The sequence below is a fragment of the Paraburkholderia solisilvae genome, from assembly GCF_902859875.1.
In the GTDB taxonomy this organism is placed as follows: domain Bacteria; phylum Pseudomonadota; class Gammaproteobacteria; order Burkholderiales; family Burkholderiaceae; genus Paraburkholderia; species Paraburkholderia solisilvae.
Map to the genome: position 1 here is coordinate 21,093 of NZ_CADIKF010000063.1, position 18,609 is coordinate 39,701.

Genomic DNA, 18,609 nt, shown 5'->3' on the forward strand with positions numbered 1-18,609 from the left:
CCTGATCGAGGGACGACGATGAAACTGCTGCCGGCTGTGCCGATGCGCATACTGCTTGTCGAAGACGACGTCGCGCACCACGCGCTGTTGAATGCGTGGCTGAAGGCCGAGGGCTACCACGTCGACGCGTTTCACAACGGGCTCGAAGCGCAGCAATACCTGGCCGATCATTGGGCCGACCTGGCGATACTCGACTGGGACGTGCCCGGCGTCGCCGGCGACCGGCTGCTGCACAAGATTCGCGGCCGCTCGCAGTCGTCGATGGCGGTAATTTTTCAGACCGTGCATGCGGACGAGTCGGATATCGTGCAGATTCTCGACGCCGGCGCGGACGATTATCTGATCAAGCCATTCGACCGCCAGGTGCTGCTCGCCCGCGTGCGCGCGCTGTTGCGCCGCGCGACGCCCGCGAGCGCGCAGGGCCGCCGGATGATGCTGAAGGACGCCGTGCTCGACCAGCACGCGCGCGCGCTCGTGATCGCCGACGTCGCCCATCCGCTCGGCACGAAAGAATTCGACATCCTGTGGCATCTGGCGCGCCATCAGGGCGCGGTCGTGCTGCGCCAGGATCTGATGAGCGTCGTGTGGGGCTGGGACGCGGCGGTGCAAAGCCGTTCGGTCGACATGTACGTGAGCCGGCTGCGCGCGAAACTGAAGGCAGTGGGCCTCGGCTGGAACGTGCAGTCGGTCTATGCGACCGGTTATCGGCTCACGCTGAATCCGGATGCGCCCGATGCGGCCGCCGCCGATGTCCCCGATACTCCGGCTGCTTCCAGTGCGGCCGGCCAACCGCAGGATCCGGACGCCGCGCCGGATTCCGGCTCCCGGTCGCCGTCATGAACGCGGCCCGTTTGCGTCACCTCGCCTTGCGTGCCGCCGCGGCGGCCGCCTTCGCCGGCGCCACGCATGCGCAGGCCGCGAGCGTCGACTGGAGCGGGAACCGCTTCGTCTATGCGACCAACGGCAGCAGCGTGGCTGACGTGCTGAACGTGTTCGCGGCGGGTGAGCACGTGCCGCTGCGGGTGAGCGAGCCGGTCGCCGGCATCGTCAGCGGCCGGTTTGCGATGCCGCCGCAACAGTTTCTCGATACCTTGTGCAACGCGTATGGGCTCGTCTGGTACTACGACGGCGCCGCGTTGCAGGTGTCGCCGGCCAACGCGCAGCAGCGCATCGCGATGCGGCCGAATTTCATGTCGCCGCATGCGCTCGTCGCGGCGCTCGATCGCTCGGGCGTGACCGATGCGCATTTTCCGCCGCAAGTCGACGACGTCGCGCATACGGTCCGCGTGCAGGGGCCGGCCTCGTACGTCGAACGGATGCGCGCCGCCGCGCGGCGTTTCGAAGACGACGCGCGCGCGCATGTGCGCACGACGGTGCGCATCGTCCGGCTCACGGTCGCGACCGCGGCGGACCAGACCCGCACGTTCGATGGCCGCACGATGACCGTGCCCGGCGCCGCGACGCTGCTGCGCCGGCGCTTCCAGCATCGCGCGGGCGATCTCCGCGAAACGGCTGCGCCTGAAACTGCGCAGGCGGACCCGGTCGTCGAATTCGATGCACCGCTGCCGGTCATCGAGGCCGACGCGGTGACCAACTCGATCCTGATTCGCGACAAGCCCGAGCGGATCGACGGCGACGGCATGCTCGTCGCGGACCTCGACGTTCGGCCTGCACTGGTGTCGGTGCAGACGTGGGTCGTCGACGTCGACCCGCAGGCGCTTGCCGCGCTGCAGCCGGCGCTCGCCGCGCCACGCGCGGCGCCGGCCGGCGAGGCCGCGCAAGCGGCGTTCATGACCGTCGCGGACGGCGGCCATGCGTTGCTCGCGCAACTCGACGCGCTTCAGGCGGCGCGGCATGCGCGGCTCGAACTTGCGCGCACCGCGTTGACGCTCGACGGGTCGGCCGCGGTGATCGACCGGCACGAAGCGCGTCTTGCGCAGCGTGACGGCGACGCGGGCGGCGGCGATGACGCCGCGCTCGATCTGTGGATGTCGGTGCAGCCTGCGCTCAGCGGACCGGCGTCGGCGCCACGCATCGGCTTGCGCGTGGAGCTCGGCGAGGATGGCGAGCCGAACCGGCATCGCATCGTCGAGACGAATGTCGCGCCCGGCGACGGCGTGGCGATCGCGGCGCCGCCGTCGGACGACCCGCACGCGCCGCGGCGTCTTGTGCTGCTGGTGCCGCGCATTGCCGGCTGATGTTGTTGCTGATGTTGTCGCCGAGGTTGCTGCTGACGTTGCCGGCCGGTATAGCCGGCAGATCCACCCGCGCAGCGCAGCCGCGGCCCGTTCAGCGCGGCGCCCGCGCTAGGCGCGCAGCCACATGTAATTGCCCGACGCGATGCCCTCGAACATCTCGTCGCCGGATTCGAGGATATTGTTGCGCCAGTAACGGCCATGCTCCGCATAGTGCGTGAAGATGTCCGCGAGGTATTCGCCGGTAATTTCCGGGCCCATCGGCACGTGCACGAGCAGCACGATGCTGCCGGCGTCGGCGTCGAGCCCGAGTTGCGCCTGGTCCTGCGCGTAGATCAACAGGTTCGCTTCGAGCATCATCCGGAAGATGACGAGCGTGCGTCCCGCGGTGATCGCGCCGTAGTGGAAGCAGACATAGAGCGAGTCGGGATCGTTCTCGAAGTGATCGAGTCGCACATCGAAGCCTTCGATCTCGATCGTCTGCGTCTCGACCACGTAGTCGGCATCGGGCAAGCCGACGACGTCGCAGACTTCGTGAACCAGTTCGACGTAGCGTTCCCTGCTCATGGTATGGAAGGTGTTTGGCGATGGGTCGGGTGAAGAACAGGCGGGGCACGGAGCCGGGTACCGCGCATCCCGTTTCCGTGCCCGCGCGGTGAAGCAGCGGGACGAACCTGACGCTTACTGGCCCTTGGCGGCATCGGCGATGTTCTTGGCGCCGTTGTTGCCGACCGATGCGACCGCCGACGTGGCCTGCTGCTCCATGTTGATCTGCATCGACGCCATCGTCATCGCATTGTTCTGGTCGGCCATCTGCTGCATCTGGCCGATCATCGACGAGTTCAGGCTGCCGGCGTCCGAAACGCCCGAGGCGGTGATTGAGGACATGTTTCTCTCCGTGAAGAAGTTGAGGTTGAAAGTACAGGTACTGCAAGCGTGGAAAGCACTGCCGGTCAAACGCGGTTGAAAGATCAACCGGGGTACTGCATCTGCCTGACTGCGCCGCCCGGAAGGCGGGTGTTGCGGTGTTGCCGGGTGGGCCGCCGCCGCTCGCGGCATGCGGCCCACCCGTCAGTACGCGGTACTGCGCGCGCTGCGGCGCTCGCTCAACGTCAGCACGATGCGCCGGGCGGCGATCATGCCGCGATACAGCTTCTGCAACTCGGCGCGTTCGGCGTCGTCGGCTGCGGACTGCGTCGCGGCGCTGATGCACCGCGCCGTTTCGTCGAACGCGGCGGCGATGCGCGCGACGCGCTGGTGGCCGTCCGGCGCGGCAAGCGTCGCGTCGAGCGTGTTCAGATCCTGTGCGATGGGTAGCAATGCGTCGTACATGTCGGTTCCTTGTCGGTTCAGTTATTGCCGTTGTCCTTGCTGCTCGCGCTGTCGAACAGATGCTTCGTGCCGTCGGGCGTTTCGATGTAACGCAGTCCACCGGTCGCGACGACCTCGGTGTACTCGATGTCGGGTATCGGCGAGCGCGCTTCCTTCACATCGACGTCGACGCGCACGACATTGCTGTCGAGGTCCGCGCGCACACCGGCCACGCGTTCGCGGAACGCCGCCATCGACTTCACTTCGCCGCTCACGCGGAACACGCCGTTGCCGGTGTAGCTCACCTGCGCGCCGGTGCCGGCGAGCGACTGCTGGATGTTGTCGACGTCCTGCTGCGCGACGTCGTATTCCTTCAGCACCTTGCCTTGCGTCAGGTCGTCCGCGATCCGGCGCGCCTTTACGCTATCGCCGGCGGTCGACACGATGCCCGACACGACGACGCGACCGTCGCGCGTCGTCGTACGCAGTTCGTCGAGCGACGCGCGGTGCAGCGCGGCGGCGACCTGCTTCGACAGCGCGTCGGCGTCGACCTTCACATACGCGGCCTCGCTCGGCTGCGTGCCGGCGAGCATGATCCCCGCAGTCGCCAGTCCGCCGATCGCCGCGGTGCACGCGACCGCGACGGCGGCGGCGCGCCAGCCAAGCCGGCGTGGCGTCACGGCCGCATGCGTTGCCGCCGCGGTCGCCGGCACGCCGCTATCGCCGTGGTTTTGCACAGGCGGCTCGGCCGTCTTCCATAACCCGGCGAGCAGATCGAGATCGCGAGGCCATGCGCCGTCGTCGGGACCGACGCAGAACACCACGTCGCCGAACGGCACGGCGATGAAATCGGCCACCAGCACGGCGTCGCCATTGCTCGAATGAAGCCGCGTCACGCCGTCGGCGCCGACCTCGAGCGTCACTTCGTCGTCGCGCCAGTCGCCGATGCAGATGTCCGCGTCGTCGGCTGCGCTGATCCGGTAGCGGCCCTGTGCGAGGCGGATCTGGGCGCCGGCATGCGTGCCGGTCAGTACTCGCAACGATTTCATCGTGGTTCCCGTAGGTCCGTGGTTGTGCCGCCTGATATGCCGCCTGCTGCGCAGCGCGACTGGTTGACGTCAGTCTAGGTGCCGGCGCCCGGTGTCGATGGGGTGACGCGAATTTGCTGAGAATTTCGCGAAGCATCCGCGTCGTGTTTCGGTGTGCCGGTCGGCGCGGTGCGCGTCGCGTCGAGCAGGCGCTGCTTCACCATCGCGAGAGACTGTTCGTCGTCCGAATACTCAATGGAGAACCGCTGCCGTGCGAGCGTCATATCGACCGAATGACCGAGCACGCCGGCCACCGCGGCGGATTTGCCGGCCGGGTCCGCACCGGACGCGGACTGCGCGCGGTTCGCGAGCGCGCCGTTCAGATGCGCGTGCAGCCGCGCCGGCCGGCGCTTCAATACCATCGGCGATGCCATGCCGAGCACCAGCAACGGCGCGAGCAGCGGGCCCAGCTCCATTTTCGACGTGAGGTCGACCACCGCCTTCGTGTAGGCGTTGGCGAGCACGTCCGGCAAATCGCGCGTGCCGCCGTGCTGCGCGGCGATCGATTGCAGCGCGGCCGGCGGCGCCGGCAGCGCGCGCCGCGCGGATGCGTTGCCGGCCTTGATCGCGAACTTCGACGCGCGCTCGCGGCGCTCCTGCTGCTGCCGCTCGCGCTGCGCGGGATCTTGCTGCTGGCCTTGCCCGCGACCCGGGTTCTGGCCTTGACCTTGCCGCTGGCCCTGGTCCTGGCCCTCGTGCCGGTCGTGCTCGTGCTCGTGTTCGCGCGCGTGCTGCTCGTGGCCCTGTTCGTGCCGGTCGTCGTGCTTGTGGTTCTGCTGCTGCTTGCGGCGTTCGTCCTCGCGCGGATCGCGTGCGGCCCCGTCCTTGCCGCGCGCTTTCGCGGACTGGCCGGGGCGCGGCCGCTGGCCGAGCTGACGCAGCATTTTTTGCGCGCCCGCCGACGCCGGCCGGTGATTCGCCGCCGCAAACCGCTTGTTCTTGAAGAACGCGGCCTGTGCCTTGTTATGCTGGATCTTCGCGCGCAGCTTCGTGCGCTGCATGACCGAGCGCTGCGCGTGCAGATGGCCGGTGAGCGCCTGCGATGCGTGCTCGTCGCCGGTCTGCGCGTCGTGCGCCACCTGTTCCGCGTGGTGGCTGCCGCCGTGTACGCGCGAGTTCATGACGGCACCGCGAGTGTGACGATTTCATTGGCGAAGCGCAGGATCGCCGCACACCCCCACGCGCCCATGATCAGCACGGTGGCGACGACGGCAACCAGCTTCACCGCATACGAAATGCTCTGGTCCTGCATCGACGTGATCGCCTGCACGAACGAGATGCCGAGCCCGGAGAGCGCGGCGACGACGACCACCGGCATCGACACGGACAGGCACAGCAGCAGCCCTTCGGTAGTGACGCGTATCAGCGTTTCGGTTTCCATCGCGCGGCGCCTCAGCGGTAGGTCATCACAAGGCCGTGAACCAACGTCGACCACCCGTTCATCACGACAAACAGCAGCAGCTTGAAAGGAATCGCGACGTTGGTCGGCTGGACCTGGTTCAGGCCCATCGCCATCAGCACGTTCGCGATCACGAGATCGACGACGACAAACGCGATGTACAGCAGGAAGCCGATCTTGAACGCGTCGGCCATTTCGGTCAGCGTGAAGGCCGGCGCGAGCACGATCAGGTCGTCGTCGTGGAGTTTCGCGGCCATGTCCTTCGGCCAGATCGCCGCCGCCGAGCGCACGAAAAAGCGCTTTTCCCGCTCGTGCGCGTGCTTCTTCAGGAATGCGCGAAACGGCTCCTTGCCGGCGTCGAACACGTCGAGTATCACCGCGGACGCGTCGGCGCCGGGCGCGCGATGCATGCCCTGCATGTTCTGCATCGCCTGCATGCCGATCGGCGCCATCACGTACGCGGTGACGAGCACGGCGATGCCGTTGAGCACCATATTCGGCGGCACCTGCTGTACGCCCAGCGCATTGCGCAACAGACCGAGCACGACGACGATCTTCGCGTATGACGTCGCGACCATCGCGATAAACGGGATCAGGCTGATCGCGACGACCGCGAGCAGCAGCCCGGTGAGATCGCTAAACTGAACCATGGCTCTGGGACAACTGAACGAGACGCACGCCGAGATGGTCGCCGACACTCACGAGTTCGCCGAAGCCGATCGTCTGTCCGTATGTGACGAGACGGATGCGCGCATCGGGAATCGCGGTCGGCAGTTCGAGCACATAGCCCGCGCGCAGCGCCGACAGCTGGGCGACCGGCAACGACACGGTGTCGATTTCGAGCTTCAGCGGCAAGTCGAGCTGGCTGATATCGACCGGGTTGTCGACGGAGTCGGAGAGCGGGGCGTTGAAGGCGGTGTCGTGAGTCATCGTAGGGTCCTCGGTCAGGGTAAGCGTATGGGGGCCGACGTTCGCGGCGACGCGCAGCTGCCGGGTGCCGTAGCGGCCCCAGACAATCTGCATCGCCACCGGCGCTGTGTCGCCGTTCAGTAGCGCGGCAAGCGCGGGCGGAAGCGCGCGCAGGATCACATCGCCCGCGCGCAGCGAATCGAGCGTCGCGACGCTGATCGCTTTCTCGCCGATCTGCAGCCGGCCGGGCACGGCAATCTCGCTGACGTGCGTCGCGAACGGCAGGCACTGTTGTGCGACAAGCTGCTCGAGCATGTCGAGCCAGCCGCCGTCGATGTGTTCCAGCACCGTATCGATGCGCTGCGCGCCGACGCGCAGCGCGAGCGCACAGCATTCGCGGCCGGCGCGCGCCGGCGCAGCGCGCTCGAGCGACAGCACCTCGACGCCGTCCATGCCGAGCGCCGCGCAGGCGCGTGTGAACGGCTCGAGCAGAATCGCGCAGACGGCGCTGCGCAGACCCGCATGCGTGGGTCCGGCCTCACCGGCGAGGCTCGCGAGACTCGCGTGTTGCGTCAGATCGATACGCAACGACGCGGTCTGCACACCCCAGCGCAGTTGCACGATCGCCGCATGTGACGGGTCGATCGCGTCACGTGCGCTCACGCACCAGCCTTCGATGCCGAGCGCATGCGACAGCAGTGCGGCGAACCGTTCGTCGGTCGCGAGCCGATGCTGCCGTGCCGTCGCCGCGGCGAGTGCCGGCAGCCGGGCCGCGTCGAGCGCGGCCGGATGCGTGCCGGCGGGCATCGGCGTCGAAGGCGTGAGTGAAGCGATGTGGTTGGCTTGCATGGTTTCGTTGTTCATGTCGTGTCAGGTCACGATGATGTCGATGCTGCACGGTCCGTCGGATCGCGCTTGCATCAGTTCGCCGAGACGCTCGCGCAGCGAGGGTTCATGTTTCAAGATTAGGTATCTTGAATGTTCGCTGGATAGATCGAAGCGAAGGGTGAGGGCGAAATGCGAAAGCGTCAGGCTGAGCTCGCACCCCGGCAGCAACGCGGGGTCGAGCGCGATCGTGATGTGCCAGTGGCCGCGTGCGAGCACCGCCGGATTCGAACTGAAATCGGCGACGCGCGCGACGATGAAATCGATGAAGCGGTGCGGCGTTGCCGCGTCGTCGGCAGTTGCGCTGATATTGCGTACCGGCGCCGCGCGCGTCATGGCCGCGTGCGCGGCAGACTGCGTCGTGTGCGCCGCGGCCTGTATCCCGGTGGCGCGTACCGCGGCGCAGGCGCCGCTGTCCGACGATGGCGAGGCGGGGCTGCCGCCGGATGCGTTCGATGCGCCCGCGGAGTTGTCGCCCGCGTCGCCGGCGGCATCGTCCGATGCGTCGTCCGAGGTATCGCCGTCGCTGGCGTGTTTGTCGCCGTCGCGCCGGTTTTCATCGGACTCCACAACCTCTGAGAAGCTCGGTGGGGGGTGCATCTCGTGCGGAAGGTGATGCTGCGCATCCGCCGGCGCATCAGCTAGCGCGTCCGGTTGCGCGTCCGGTTCGCAGGAGCGAGGCGTAGCCGGCGGCACATCGTGTGCTTCCGTGGCCGGCGCGTCGCGGTGCAGCCGGAACAGCGCGGCCTGGCGGCGCAGTTGCGGCGACGCTGCCGCGTGCGTATCGTGCGCATGCGCGGTAGCGCTCGCGATAATGTGCGCGCGATGGGTCGACGAAGTCTGCATGACGGTGCTCCTTGCGCTTACATCGTCAGCCGGCCGACCGGCTGCAGATCGATATGCGCACCCAGTTCCTGGTACGAATAGACGGGCAGCCACGCGAGGCGCGATTCGATCATCCGTTTCAGATAGCGGCGAATATCCATCGACGAGACGAGCGCGACCGGGTTGCGCGAGTCGCCGTCGCCATCGCCGACCAGATCGGCGATGCGGCTGACGAGGTGATTGATGTCATCGGGCGGCAACGCGAGGAAATTGCCGGTCGGCGTCTGCTTGATCGATTGCCGGATGTGCTGCTCGACCTGCACGTCGACGAGCACCACCGGCAGATCGCGCGGGCCGCCCGTCGCGCGAAACGCGATCAGCCGCCCGAGATCGATGCGGATGTATTCGGTCAGCATCAGCATGTCCTTTTCTTTCGGGCCCCAGACGATCAGGCTTTCGGTGATGCTGCGGATATTGCGGATCGGCACGTTCTCCTCGAGCAGGCGGCGCAGCACGTCGGCCATGCGCTGCAGCGGCAGCGCCTTTTGCACTTCGGCGACGAGACCGGGGTAGTCCTCGCCGAGCTGGTCGAGAATCCACTGCGCTTCCTGGATACCGAGGAACAGATGCGCATGTTTGCGCAACAGGTCGATCGTATGGCGCGCGATCAGCGCTTCCGGTGTCGCCGGGGCGGTCGCATCGGCCTTGCTGCCCGCGCCTCGAGCGCTCGCCTTGTCCGCATCGGCGGCCTGCGTCGAGGCGGCTTGCGCGAGTGTCGTGCGGCCGTGCGGCACGTCATAGATCAGCACCTCGTAGCTGTCGGCGGGCAGCGTGTCGTCGGTCCACATCATGATGCCGGGGAACGGCAGGCCGACTTCGGCTTGCAGCGCTGCGCGCTGCCGGTCGAAGGCGCGGTCGAGCGCGTCGGCCGCAAGGCGCGGGCTGACGTCCGGCGCGAGGCGCACGCCGAGCGGGCAGGTGAATTGCGGCGGCTGCGGCAGGATCGACGGTGCATCGCCTTTCGCCCCGGCACGCTGCAGCGCGCCGACCGGTTTGCCGCCTGTGGCCGGACGATGCTGGCGCTTCTGCATGCGGTAGCCGACAAACGCGAGCACGCCGGCAAGCAGCACGAAAAGCGGCGCCGGGAAACCCGGCACCGCGGCAAAGCCGAGCAGCAGCAGCGCGGCAAAGTAGAGCGCGCGCGAATTGCCCGAAAACTGGCGGGTGATCTCCTCGCCGAGCGAGCGGCTCGGTTCGCCGCTGCTGTCGTCCGCGACGCGCGTGATCATCACGCCGGCCGCAACCGAGATCAGCAGCGAGGGCAGCTGCGAGACCATCGCGTCACCAACCGACAGCACCGAAAAGCGGTTGGCCGCCTCGCCGGCGCTCATGCCGTGATAGGCGACGCCCACCGCGATACCGGCGACGATGTTGATCATCGTGATCATCAGGCCGGCGATCGCATCGCCTTTCACGAACTTCATCGCGCCGTCCATGCCGCCGTGCAGCTGGCTCTCGACCGCGAGCCGCGCGCGCTTCTTGCGCGCTTCGTCGGCGGTCAGGATGTTGGCGCGCAGGTCGGCGTCGATGCTCATCTGCTTGCCCGGCAGCGCGTCGAGCGTGAAGCGCGCGCCGACTTCCGCGACACGCTCGGAGCCTTTCGCGATCACGATGAACTGCACGACCGAGATGATCACGAACACCACCAGCCCGACCACCAGGTTGCCGCCGACCACGAGCTCGCCGAAGCTTTCGATGATGTTGCCCGCATCCGCGTGCAGCAGGATCGACTTGGTCGACGCGATATTCAGCGACAGACGATAGAGCGTCGTGAACAGCAGCACCGATGGAAACGCGGACAGCGTCGCGATATTGCCGACATACATCGTCACCATCAGCAGCGTGACGCTGATCGTGATGTTGATCGCGAGCAGACCGTCGATGATGAACGGCGGCAACGGCAGGATCATCAGCGACACGATGGCGACCAGCAGGACTGCGATGCCGGCTTCGCCGACGCCCGGAAGTTTGATGTTCTTGATCATGGCTATGGCTCCGTTCTGGCAGGTTGGATCGCGAGACTGTCGACCCAGCGCAGGATCGCCGCGACGACTTCGAACAGTTCTTCAGGAATGGGCTGGCTTTCCGGCACCTTGTGCAGCATCCGCGCGACCGGCGGATTGGCGACGATCGGCACCCCGGCTTCGGTCGCATAGCGCCGCAGCAGCAAGGCTTCGTGGTCGGTGCCCTTCGCGAGCACGACCGGCAGCGGGAATTCGACCGGGTCGTAGCGCAGCGCGACCGCGTAGTGAACCGGATTCACGACCACGACATTCGCGTTCGCGATGCCGCGCTTCGGGCCTTCCTGCGAGATCTCTTTCGCGCGCCGCTTGCGCTCGCCCTTCATTTCGGGGTTGCCGTCGTTTTCCTTGTGCTCGCGCTTGACCTCGTCCTTCGACATGCGGTTCTTGCGCACGAAAAGCCACGTCTGCAGCTTGTAGTCGAACGCGGCGATCACGATAAACACACCGAACGCGACCGCGAGGATATGCATCACCACCGACCAGAGCACGTGGATCAGCTGCGGGATCGACTGATTGAGCGCGCTCGCGACCACCGGCATCGCGGATTCGATCGTCTGCCACATCACGACGACGATGATCGCGGCTTTCACCGTCATCTTGATCAGATCGACCATCGAATTCATCGAGAAGATCTTCGTGATGCCGGAGGCCGGGCTGACCGCCGTGAACTTCGGCATCACGGCCTCGAACGACATTTGCAGACCGGTCTGCGGTACGAGTGCGCACAGCGCGGCGCCGAGCGCGACCGCCGCGATGCCACATAGCAGCACGGCCGCATGCATCCCGATATCGGCCGCCGCGATACCGAGCTGCTGCAGCGAGCGGTCGCTCGCGCAGAAGTCGAGCGCGTCCTGCACGATCGCGCGCAGCGTGCCCGCCAGATAGTGCTCGCCGGCCTGCAGCGTGATGAAGATCGCGCCGAGGCACGCCACCTCGACCAGGTCCGTGCTCTTCGCGACCTGGCCTTCCTCGCGGACCTTCCTCAGTTTCTGTTCTGAGGGCTCTTCGGTCTTCTCGTCGCTCATGGGGACTCCTGCCGGCGGGCATCGCCCGATGCGATGCACGGACGCAAAAGTAGCCGCGTGTGAACGGGCGCTCGCGGTTCGACGCGAAGTCTGGACGGCAGTCGCGAAGCATGAAAGCGGCGCCGCCGCGGCCGTGCGCGGCCTTCGCATAACGCTGAAAAATTTCGTGCAGCCTCGATGACGCCCGCTTTGGATTGCGTAACGTTGCGTTGACAACTGGTGCGCACGATGCGCTTCGCTCGTTGCATCGAATCTGATTTTCGTGGGAGAAAAAAGATGAGCGTTCTGAAGGAGCGGCCCGCATGCCCGTCGGAAGTGGTCGGCGCGGTCATCGAACTGGTCAGGGCCGCGTTCGTGGCCGGCAATATGCCGCCGGCCGTCGACTCCGACGATCTCGAACAGGTGATCGACGCGCTGCACGTGCTGCGCCCGGCCTGCGCGGAGTTCGCGTTCTTCGACGGCTGGCTGCTGCTGTGGCGCGAGGACTGGGAGCGTGCCGAGGAGACCTTTCGCGGCCTCGTCGCGCGTGAGGTCTGCATGCCTGCGAGCAAGGGCATGCTGCTGCAGTGCATGAGGGCGCGCGATGTGTTCGGCTGGCAGGACGATGCACGCAGACTCGCGGACGAACACGGCGACGACGATATCGGCCGCCTCGCGAAGACGTTTCTCGCGAAAGACGACCTGAAGCGCGCGGTGGCCGCCGCGCATCGAACCGGGCGCTTTATCGCGCCGGAATCGGCGCTCGTGCTGGAAAACGCCGACAAGACACGGGACGCCGACACGCTGCCGGCGTCGTCGCAATCGGCCGGCGATCTGCTGGCCACGATGCAGTACATGCGTATCTGAGCCTGTCGCGATTCCCTGGAGAACGGACATGAACCCCAACCTTGCTTCGCAGTTCGAATATCAGATTGAACGCGTGACGGAGATCGGCCACGAGTCGAAAACCGCTCCGCAGGACCTCGTCGACCGGTTCCAGATGCTGCTCTCGCAGGCCGAGCCGCATGCGGCGCAACCGGCCGGCGCACAGCACGAGAACATCGTGACCAAGGCGATTTCCGAGCAGGCGGACTACTACCGCCAGGTGCCGAACGACGTGATGTACATGATGCATCACATGAGCGCACTGTCGATGGAGCGTCTCGCCGCGGCGGACATGACGATCCAGCTCGAGATCGCCAGCCTGAACGCGGATCTGCAGGTGAAGATGGCCACCGTGCAGTCGTCGAAGGAATCCGTCCAGACGCTGATGAAGAACCAGTGACATGAAGACGACTCCCCAATCTGGCCCGCGCCGCTGGCGCCGGCTGTTGCCGTGCCTCGTGCTCGTGCTTTCGTTGACCGCGTGCCAGAAGGAACTGTACGGCCAGCTGAGCGAACTCGATTGCAACGAGATGGTCGCCGCGCTGATCGAATATGGCGTCGATGCGCAGAAGACCACGCCCGACGGCGGCAAGACCTGGTCGGTCAGCGTCGACGACCGGCAGCTCGTGCGTTCGATGGAAGTCCTGCGTGCGCGCGGCATTCCGCACAAGAAGTACGACGACCTCGGCGCGCTCTTCAAGAAGGACGGTCTCGTGTCGACGCCGACCGAGGAGCGCGTGCGCTTCATTTACGGCCTGTCGCAGGAGCTCGACGATACGTTGTCGAAGATCGACGGTGTCGTGGTCGCGCGCGTACAGATCGTGTTGCCGAACAACGACCCGCTGGCGCAGTCGGTCAAACCGTCGTCGGCGTCGGTGTTTATCAAGTACCGGTCGGACGCGAACCTCGAGACGCTGACGCCCGCGATCAAGAACCTCGTCGTGCACAGCATCGAAGGCCTGACGTACGACCAGGTCAGCGTCACGTCGGTGCCGGCGGATCCGCTCAGCGCCCGGCCGCAGCAGGTTCAGCGCGACGGCGCGCTGATCTATGCGGGCGGCGCGCTCGGGGTGTTCCTGCTCGCGCTTGCGGCGGTGTTTGCGCTGTGGCGCGGCAATGCGCAGGCGCTGCGCGGCGGTGGCGGTGTCAAGGCGCTGTTCGCGCGCCGCGTGGCAAACACGCCGAAGGCGCCGGCCTGAGCGGGCTTTAACCCCGCAGGTTTTAACCCCGGCAGGTTTTAACCCCAGCGGGTTCTAACGCCGACTTCGATCGAGATAGCCGATGAGCGACCACGACAACGAACAGTGCGGGACCGGCGCGGATGATGCGGCGGAGCTGGCCGCGCGGCTGACCGGATACCGGCGGCGCCGGCAAACGCTGTTCGACTGGATGCATCCGCAACGGCTCGCAGGCTTTCCGTTCGCGGCGCCTGCGCGCGGCTGCGGCAGTACGCATGCCGCCGCGCTGGCCGATGCGTTTCTCGACGATGCGGGTTGGCCGATGCCGCCGTGGCATGCATTCGACGTGCCGGGCGCCGCGCTGTTGCGCCTGCCGGTCCGCGAATGTCTGGCGGCGTTCCGGCTGCGCGCGTTGCTCGAGCATACGGACGACGTGCGGTCATGGATCGACCGGCCGCGCCGCACGCTGTTGTGCGACTGGGTCGGCGTGCACGGTGCGCGCGTGCTGCTGACGCGTCCGCGCGATCTCGACAGCGGTGTGCCCGCGGGTGCGCCGAGGGCGGCGCCGCCTGGTCCGGCATCCGCGGATGCGCTCGCATGGCGCGGCCTGCGTCTGTTCGAGCGCGAATGCGGCTGGCCGCCGGGTGGTCCGCTCGCGCTCGCGCAATTCGCGTTGCCCGAAGAGCAGGCGGATGACGCGAACGCAGCGCTCGATGATGCACATGCCGTCGATGGCGAGACGGCGGGTCTTTCGATCGTGTCGCAACTGTCCGATCTCTTTCCGGAGCACCTATGAAGATCTGGCTACGCAATCCGCAGCGCGAAGGCGCGGGCGCAGGACAGGGTGTCGGCGTCGCCGACGATGTGTTGCGCGGCGAACAGATCGCCGCGCTGGTCGAGCTCGACACCGCGTATCGCGAGATCAGCGAGCGCTGCGATGCGATGCTGACTGCGGCGCGCGATGAAGCCGAGGCCATCGTCGAAGACGCGCATGCGCAGGCGGCCGAACTCGCCGCGCGTGCGCAGGCCGATTTTGACGGCGCGGCGCAGCGCGGCTACGACGACGGCATGCGCAACGCGCTTGCGGACTGGCACGCGCGCAGTGTCGCGATGCCCACAGACGCGCACACACCCGATGAGCGGCAACGCGAGCGGTTGGCCGAACTGGTCGCGCTCGCGGTCGAACAGATCGTCGCGTCGTCCGATCCGGTGCTGCTGTTCGCACGTGCGGCGTCGACGGTCGAGCGCATCGTCGCGGACGGCAGTCCGGTGCGCGTGCGTGTGCATCCGGCCGACCTGACGGCCGCGACGGCCGCGTTCGATGCGGCCGCGGCCGGCTGGCGCGCCGCGGGACGGGCGGTGCGGCTCAACGTGCGTGCCGATGCGGCGCTCGCGGCTGGCGCGTGCGTCTGCGAGACCGATCTCGGCGCGCTCGACGCGAGCCTCGAACTGCATCTGGCGGCGATGCGCGACGCGCTGTCGCGCGCGCTCGGCAGCGTGGCGAACGGCGCCGGTATGACGGAACAGGATGAACAGGCGAAACACGACGCACCGCAAGACGCCGGCGAATCGGCACACGACGGTGAGTCTGCCGCAATGGACGGGCTGGACCCGCAGATGGCCGAGGCCGACATGCAGACGCTTTACGCGTGACGTCCGCCACGGCTTCGAATACTGACACGGACATACAGGAACCCAGGACGGTCATCATGCTCACCGACCACTCGACGCCGCTCGCCTTCACGAACCTCGCCGACGCGATCGAACGCGAATTGCGCGGCCGCGCGCAGCCGGCCGCATGCGGCAAGGTTCAGGAGGTGATCGGCACATTGCTGCGCGTATCCGGTCTCGACGTGACGCTCGGCGAACTGTGCGAACTGCGCTCGCCGCGCGGCGAACTGCTGCAACGCGCGGAAGTCGTCGGCTTTTCGCGCGACATCGCGTTGCTGTCGCCGTTCGGACGGCTCGGCAACGTGTCGCGCGATACGCGCGTGGTCGGCCTGAAACGGCCGCTGGCGCTGCGCATCGGCGACAAACTCCTGGGGCGGGTGATCGACAGCCTCGGCGAACCGATCGACGGCAAAGGGGAACTCGAATGCGACGAGTTCCAGCCTGTGATGGCCGATCCGCCGAATCCGATGAGCCGCCCGGTGCTCGACCAGCCGATGCCGACCGGCGTGCGCGTGGTCGACGGCATGATGACGCTCGCGGAAGGGCAGCGCATGGGCATCTTCGCGCCGGCCGGCGTCGGCAAGAGCACGCTGATGGGCATGTTCGCGCGCGGCGCGCAATGCGATATCAACGTGATCGCGCTGATCGGCGAACGCGGCCGCGAAGTGCGCGAATTCGTCGAGCACATTCTCGGGCCGGAAGGAATGGCGCGCTCGGTCGTCGTATGCGCGACCTCGGACCGCTCGTCGATCGAGCGTGCGAAGGCCGCTTATGCGGCAACCGCGGTGGCCGAGTACTTTCGCGACCGCGGCCTGCGAGTGCTGCTGATGATGGACTCGCTGACGCGTTTCGCGCGCGCCCAGCGCGAAATCGGCCTCGCGATGGGCGAGCCGCCGACGCGCCGCGGCTTTCCACCGTCGATTTTCGCGGAGTTGCCGCGCCTGCTCGAGCGCACGGGCCGCGCCGAGCGCGGTTCGATCACCGCGCTCTACACGGTGCTCGCCGAGGACGAATCGGGCGGCGACCCGATCGCCGAGGAAGTGCGCGGCATTCTCGACGGCCACATGATTCTGTCGCGCGAAATCGCCGCGCAAAACCGTTACCCGGCGATCGACGTGCTCGGCAGCCTGTCGCGCGTGATGTCGCAGGTGGTCGGGCGCGAGCATGTGGCCGCGGCTGGCCACGTGCGTCGGCTGATGGCGAAGCATAAAGAGGTCGAGTTGCTGCTGCAGGTCGGTGAATATCAGAGCGGCGCCGACCCGCTTGCCGACGAAGCCATCCGCAAGATCGACGCGATCCGCGCGTTTCTCGGCCAGGAGACCGACCGGCTCGTCGACGTCGGCGACACGCTGATGGCGCTGCAGGAACTCGTGGAATCCTGATTGCGGAGCGCGCGATGAAAGACCGCCGGGTAACCGGGCTTGAACGGGTGCTGTCGCGCCGTCGCGATGCGGAGCGCAAGCTGAGCCGCGCGCTCGCGGCGCTGCGCGGCGAATGGCATGCGCAGCGCGGCGTGGTCGACGAGCGGCGTGCCGCCGCCGAGCGCCAGGCCGCCGCGCTCGCGCAGCAGGATGACAGGATCGACGCGATGTTCAGTGCGCGTACGTTTCGCGCCGATGCGCTGCTGATGCTGCGCGAATTCCGCGCAGTCGCGGCCGAACAGCATACGGCGCTCGAAGCCGAGGCGGCAAACGCGCGAGCCGCGCTCGACGCGAAACAGGCGCAGATCGACACCACGAGCGCGGAAATCGTACGCAACCGTGCGCGTATCGACATCTATGGAAAGCGGCGCGACGCGCTCGTTAGGGCGATCGAAGCAGCCATCGAGGACGCGCAGGACGAGGAAGCATCGGAAAGCCGCAGGCCCGGTGCACGCATCGTCTGATGCGCGGCACGGCGCCGATACACGCATGAAACGAATCAACCGAACCGAAAACATGACAGGTGACATGAAATGAGCGGGATTTCGCTGCAAGCGCTGCAGTCTGGCCACGAGCTGATCCGGTACGTGATGCTGCTGTCGTTATGCAGCGAACGGCTGATGGTGTTGATGGTCATTTTTCCGCCGACCGCGGAGGGCGTGCTGCAGGGACGCGTGCGCACTGCGCTCGCGCTGCTGTGGGGCAGTTTCGTCGCCTACGGACAGCGCGGCGTGATCGGCGATGGCAGCGATCCGGTGCTGCTGATCGCGATCGGACTGAAGGAAGCGCTGATCGGTGTCGCGCTCGGCTTTATGGCGTCGCCGGTGTTCTGGGCGGCCGAAAGCGTGGGCACCTACGTCGACGACCTGACCGGCTTCAACCAGGTGCAGATGTCGAACCCGAGCCAGGGGCAGCAGACGTCGCTCACATCGGCGCTGCTCAGCCAGTTTGCGATCGCCGCGTTCTGGCTGCTGGGCGGCATGACGTTTCTGCTCGGTGCGGTTTTTGCGTCGTATCGCTGGTGGCCGCTTGCGGACCTGACGCCGGCCGGCGGCCAGATTCTCGAATCGTTCGTGTTGCAGAAGACCGATACGCTGATGGAAACCGTCGCGAAGCTTGCTACGCCGATGATGCTGTTGCTGCTGTTGATCGACATCGGCTTCGGCTTTACCGGAAAGGTGTCGCAAAAGCTCGAACTGCATTCGATGGCGCAGCCGGTCAAGGGCGCGCTGACGGTCTTGATGCTGGCGCTGATGGCCGGCGTGTTTATCGATCAGGTGCGCGATCAGCTGTCGCTCGGCGGCATCGTCGCCGAGGCCCGCGCGCTCGCGGGAAGCCACTAGCCCGCTGGGAGGATGACGATGTGCGAAATAACGAAGGACGACGGGATCGTCACGGGAATGATCGGCGTGCTATGGGCGGGCGCACGGCTCGACTCGCTGTCGGATGTGCAGGAACTGTTCGATGCGATCGCGGTGCTCGATCCGGATGCGAAAGAACCGCGCATCGCGATCGCCTGGTGGCACGTCCGCGCCCGCGCATGGGGCGACGCACTGGACGAATTGCGCCGCGCGGAGCGCGACGGCGCGCAATCGTCGCTCGGCACCGCGTTGACCGCCGTGTGCCTGTACGCGCGCGGCGATGCGACGTGGCGCACCTATGCCTGCGCGGCGGCCTGGCAGTCCGACGATCCGATGGCCACGCGCACCGCGCTCGCGCTGCTGAGCGCGCCCGACGTCGAGCGGCGCGAGCCC

Annotated in this window: 22 protein-coding genes; 11 read left to right on the forward strand and 11 right to left on the reverse strand. The window is 67.0% G+C overall.

Going from position 1 to position 18,609, the window contains the following annotated elements; genetic code table 11:
• Nucleotides 1-18 precede the first annotated feature (18 nt).
• Both HV675_RS27860 and HV675_RS27865 read left to right on the forward strand, forming a co-directional pair.
• The gene (locus HV675_RS27860) at nt 19-840 is read left to right on the forward strand and encodes a response regulator transcription factor (protein WP_175114681.1); all 822 of its coding nucleotides are present in this window, start codon (nt 19-21) and stop codon (nt 838-840) included.
• Nucleotides 837-2,198, forward strand: a complete 1,362-nt coding sequence (locus HV675_RS27865; RefSeq protein WP_175114682.1) for a type II/III secretion system family protein — start codon at nt 837-839, stop codon at nt 2,196-2,198. Before HV675_RS27860 ends, HV675_RS27865 begins: the two co-directional genes overlap by 4 nt.
• Nucleotides 2,199-2,306: 108 nt before the next feature.
• Here the strand turns inward: HV675_RS27865 and HV675_RS27870 are convergent, their stop codons facing one another.
• The 11 genes from HV675_RS27870 to sctU all read right to left on the reverse strand — a co-directional run bounded on the left by HV675_RS27870 (nt 2,307) and on the right by sctU (nt 11,721).
• Nucleotides 2,307-2,762 carry a type III secretion system chaperone family protein gene (locus tag HV675_RS27870; protein ID WP_175114683.1) on the reverse strand — a complete coding sequence of 152 codons (456 nt, stop codon included), beginning with the start codon at nt 2,760-2,762 and terminating at the stop codon, nt 2,307-2,309.
• A 114-nt stretch (nt 2,763-2,876) separates the two neighbouring features.
• Nucleotides 2,877-3,083: a hypothetical protein gene (locus HV675_RS27875; RefSeq protein ID WP_175114684.1), complete on the reverse strand. Its 207-nt coding sequence runs from the start codon at nt 3,081-3,083 to the stop codon at nt 2,877-2,879.
• Between the two features lie 183 nt (nt 3,084-3,266).
• Nucleotides 3,267-3,527 (reverse strand): type III secretion system protein, encoded by a 261-nt coding sequence (locus HV675_RS27880; protein ID WP_175114685.1) that lies wholly within the window; start codon nt 3,525-3,527, stop codon nt 3,267-3,269.
• Between the two features lie 17 nt (nt 3,528-3,544).
• On the reverse strand, nt 3,545-4,555 hold the full coding sequence (hrpD5, locus tag HV675_RS27885) for an HrpD5 family protein (RefSeq protein ID WP_175114686.1): 1,011 nt from the start codon (nt 4,553-4,555) through the stop codon (nt 3,545-3,547).
• A 74-nt stretch (nt 4,556-4,629) separates the two neighbouring features.
• The gene (locus HV675_RS27890; protein ID WP_175114687.1) at nt 4,630-5,715 is read right to left on the reverse strand and encodes a helicase; all 1,086 of its coding nucleotides are present in this window, start codon (nt 5,713-5,715) and stop codon (nt 4,630-4,632) included.
• Entirely contained in the window at nt 5,712-5,975 is a 264-nt protein-coding gene (sctS, locus tag HV675_RS27895; RefSeq protein WP_175114688.1) for a type III secretion system export apparatus subunit SctS, read from the reverse strand. Before sctS ends, HV675_RS27890 begins: the two co-directional genes overlap by 4 nt.
• 11 nt (nt 5,976-5,986) lie before the next feature.
• The gene (sctR, locus tag HV675_RS27900) at nt 5,987-6,643 is read right to left on the reverse strand and encodes a type III secretion system export apparatus subunit SctR (RefSeq protein WP_175114689.1); all 657 of its coding nucleotides are present in this window, start codon (nt 6,641-6,643) and stop codon (nt 5,987-5,989) included.
• On the reverse strand, nt 6,630-7,766 hold the full coding sequence (sctQ, locus tag HV675_RS27905) for a type III secretion system cytoplasmic ring protein SctQ (protein WP_246270594.1): 1,137 nt from the start codon (nt 7,764-7,766) through the stop codon (nt 6,630-6,632). Before sctQ ends, sctR begins: the two co-directional genes overlap by 14 nt.
• A 6-nt stretch (nt 7,767-7,772) precedes the next feature.
• Nucleotides 7,773-8,633 carry a type III secretion HpaP family protein gene (locus tag HV675_RS27910; protein ID WP_175114690.1) on the reverse strand — a complete coding sequence of 287 codons (861 nt, stop codon included), beginning with the start codon at nt 8,631-8,633 and terminating at the stop codon, nt 7,773-7,775.
• A gap of 17 nt (nt 8,634-8,650) precedes the next feature.
• Nucleotides 8,651-10,657, reverse strand: a complete 2,007-nt coding sequence (sctV, locus tag HV675_RS27915; protein ID WP_175114691.1) for a type III secretion system export apparatus subunit SctV — start codon at nt 10,655-10,657, stop codon at nt 8,651-8,653.
• A 2-nt stretch (nt 10,658-10,659) separates the two neighbouring features.
• On the reverse strand, nt 10,660-11,721 hold the full coding sequence (gene sctU / locus HV675_RS27920; RefSeq protein ID WP_175114692.1) for a type III secretion system export apparatus subunit SctU: 1,062 nt from the start codon (nt 11,719-11,721) through the stop codon (nt 10,660-10,662).
• Between the two features lie 276 nt (nt 11,722-11,997).
• Between sctU and HV675_RS27925 the strand changes: the two genes are divergently transcribed.
• From HV675_RS27925 to HV675_RS27965, 9 genes are all read left to right on the forward strand, one after another.
• Nucleotides 11,998-12,567, forward strand: a complete 570-nt coding sequence (locus tag HV675_RS27925) for an HrpB1 family type III secretion system apparatus protein (RefSeq protein ID WP_175114693.1) — start codon at nt 11,998-12,000, stop codon at nt 12,565-12,567.
• Between the two features lie 28 nt (nt 12,568-12,595).
• Nucleotides 12,596-12,985: a serine kinase gene (locus tag HV675_RS27930; RefSeq protein ID WP_175114694.1), complete on the forward strand. Its 390-nt coding sequence runs from the start codon at nt 12,596-12,598 to the stop codon at nt 12,983-12,985.
• Nucleotide 12,986: 1 nt separating this feature from the next.
• Complete coding sequence (gene sctJ, locus HV675_RS27935; RefSeq protein ID WP_175114695.1) at nt 12,987-13,784, forward strand: type III secretion system inner membrane ring lipoprotein SctJ; 798 nt, start codon at nt 12,987-12,989, stop codon at nt 13,782-13,784.
• 82 nt (nt 13,785-13,866) lie between these two features.
• Entirely contained in the window at nt 13,867-14,559 is a 693-nt protein-coding gene (locus HV675_RS27940; RefSeq protein WP_175114696.1) for a type III secretion protein HrpB4, read from the forward strand.
• Nucleotides 14,556-15,416 carry a type III secretion system stator protein SctL gene (gene sctL / locus HV675_RS27945; RefSeq protein ID WP_175114697.1) on the forward strand — a complete coding sequence of 287 codons (861 nt, stop codon included), beginning with the start codon at nt 14,556-14,558 and terminating at the stop codon, nt 15,414-15,416. Before HV675_RS27940 ends, sctL begins: the two co-directional genes overlap by 4 nt.
• Before the next feature lie 56 nt (nt 15,417-15,472).
• Nucleotides 15,473-16,816, forward strand: a complete 1,344-nt coding sequence (gene sctN / locus HV675_RS27950) for a type III secretion system ATPase SctN (protein WP_175114698.1) — start codon at nt 15,473-15,475, stop codon at nt 16,814-16,816.
• A gap of 14 nt (nt 16,817-16,830) precedes the next feature.
• Nucleotides 16,831-17,319, forward strand: coding sequence for a type III secretion system protein (locus HV675_RS27955; protein ID WP_175114699.1), 489 nt, complete (start codon nt 16,831-16,833; stop codon nt 17,317-17,319).
• Nucleotides 17,320-17,388: 69 nt separating this feature from the next.
• Nucleotides 17,389-18,198, forward strand: coding sequence for a type III secretion system export apparatus subunit SctT (sctT, locus tag HV675_RS27960; protein WP_175114700.1), 810 nt, complete (start codon nt 17,389-17,391; stop codon nt 18,196-18,198).
• An 18-nt stretch (nt 18,199-18,216) separates the two neighbouring features.
• Nucleotides 18,217-18,609 (forward strand): HrpB1 family type III secretion system apparatus protein (locus HV675_RS27965; protein WP_175114701.1); only part of this gene is annotated, 393 nt, incomplete at its 3' end.

Excerpts from the sequence above, each read along its gene's own strand:
- HV675_RS27860 (WP_175114681.1), top strand. The coding sequence starts at position 19 with ATGAAACTGCTGCCGGCTGTGCCGATGCGCATACTGCTTGTCGAAGAC.
- HV675_RS27865 (WP_175114682.1), top strand. The coding sequence starts at position 837 with ATGAACGCGGCCCGTTTGCGTCACCTCGCCTTGCGTGCCGCCGCGGCG.
- HV675_RS27870 (WP_175114683.1), bottom strand. The coding sequence starts at position 2,762 with ATGAGCAGGGAACGCTACGTCGAACTGGTTCACGAAGTCTGCGACGTC.
- HV675_RS27875 (WP_175114684.1), bottom strand. The coding sequence starts at position 3,083 with ATGTCCTCAATCACCGCCTCGGGCGTTTCGGACGCCGGCAGCCTGAAC.
- HV675_RS27880 (WP_175114685.1), bottom strand. The coding sequence starts at position 3,527 with ATGTACGACGCATTGCTACCCATCGCACAGGATCTGAACACGCTCGAC.
- hrpD5 (WP_175114686.1), bottom strand. The coding sequence starts at position 4,555 with ATGAAATCGTTGCGAGTACTGACCGGCACGCATGCCGGCGCCCAGATC.
- HV675_RS27890 (WP_175114687.1), bottom strand. The coding sequence starts at position 5,715 with ATGAACTCGCGCGTACACGGCGGCAGCCACCACGCGGAACAGGTGGCG.
- sctS (WP_175114688.1), bottom strand. The coding sequence starts at position 5,975 with ATGGAAACCGAAACGCTGATACGCGTCACTACCGAAGGGCTGCTGCTG.
- sctR (WP_175114689.1), bottom strand. The coding sequence starts at position 6,643 with ATGGTTCAGTTTAGCGATCTCACCGGGCTGCTGCTCGCGGTCGTCGCG.
- sctQ (WP_246270594.1), bottom strand. The coding sequence starts at position 7,766 with ATGAACAACGAAACCATGCAAGCCAACCACATCGCTTCACTCACGCCT.
- HV675_RS27910 (WP_175114690.1), bottom strand. The coding sequence starts at position 8,633 with ATGCAGACTTCGTCGACCCATCGCGCGCACATTATCGCGAGCGCTACC.
- sctV (WP_175114691.1), bottom strand. The coding sequence starts at position 10,657 with ATGATCAAGAACATCAAACTTCCGGGCGTCGGCGAAGCCGGCATCGCA.
- sctU (WP_175114692.1), bottom strand. The coding sequence starts at position 11,721 with ATGAGCGACGAGAAGACCGAAGAGCCCTCAGAACAGAAACTGAGGAAG.
- HV675_RS27925 (WP_175114693.1), top strand. The coding sequence starts at position 11,998 with ATGAGCGTTCTGAAGGAGCGGCCCGCATGCCCGTCGGAAGTGGTCGGC.
- HV675_RS27930 (WP_175114694.1), top strand. The coding sequence starts at position 12,596 with ATGAACCCCAACCTTGCTTCGCAGTTCGAATATCAGATTGAACGCGTG.
- sctJ (WP_175114695.1), top strand. The coding sequence starts at position 12,987 with ATGAAGACGACTCCCCAATCTGGCCCGCGCCGCTGGCGCCGGCTGTTG.
- HV675_RS27940 (WP_175114696.1), top strand. The coding sequence starts at position 13,867 with ATGAGCGACCACGACAACGAACAGTGCGGGACCGGCGCGGATGATGCG.
- sctL (WP_175114697.1), top strand. The coding sequence starts at position 14,556 with ATGAAGATCTGGCTACGCAATCCGCAGCGCGAAGGCGCGGGCGCAGGA.
- sctN (WP_175114698.1), top strand. The coding sequence starts at position 15,473 with ATGCTCACCGACCACTCGACGCCGCTCGCCTTCACGAACCTCGCCGAC.
- HV675_RS27955 (WP_175114699.1), top strand. The coding sequence starts at position 16,831 with ATGAAAGACCGCCGGGTAACCGGGCTTGAACGGGTGCTGTCGCGCCGT.
- sctT (WP_175114700.1), top strand. The coding sequence starts at position 17,389 with ATGAGCGGGATTTCGCTGCAAGCGCTGCAGTCTGGCCACGAGCTGATC.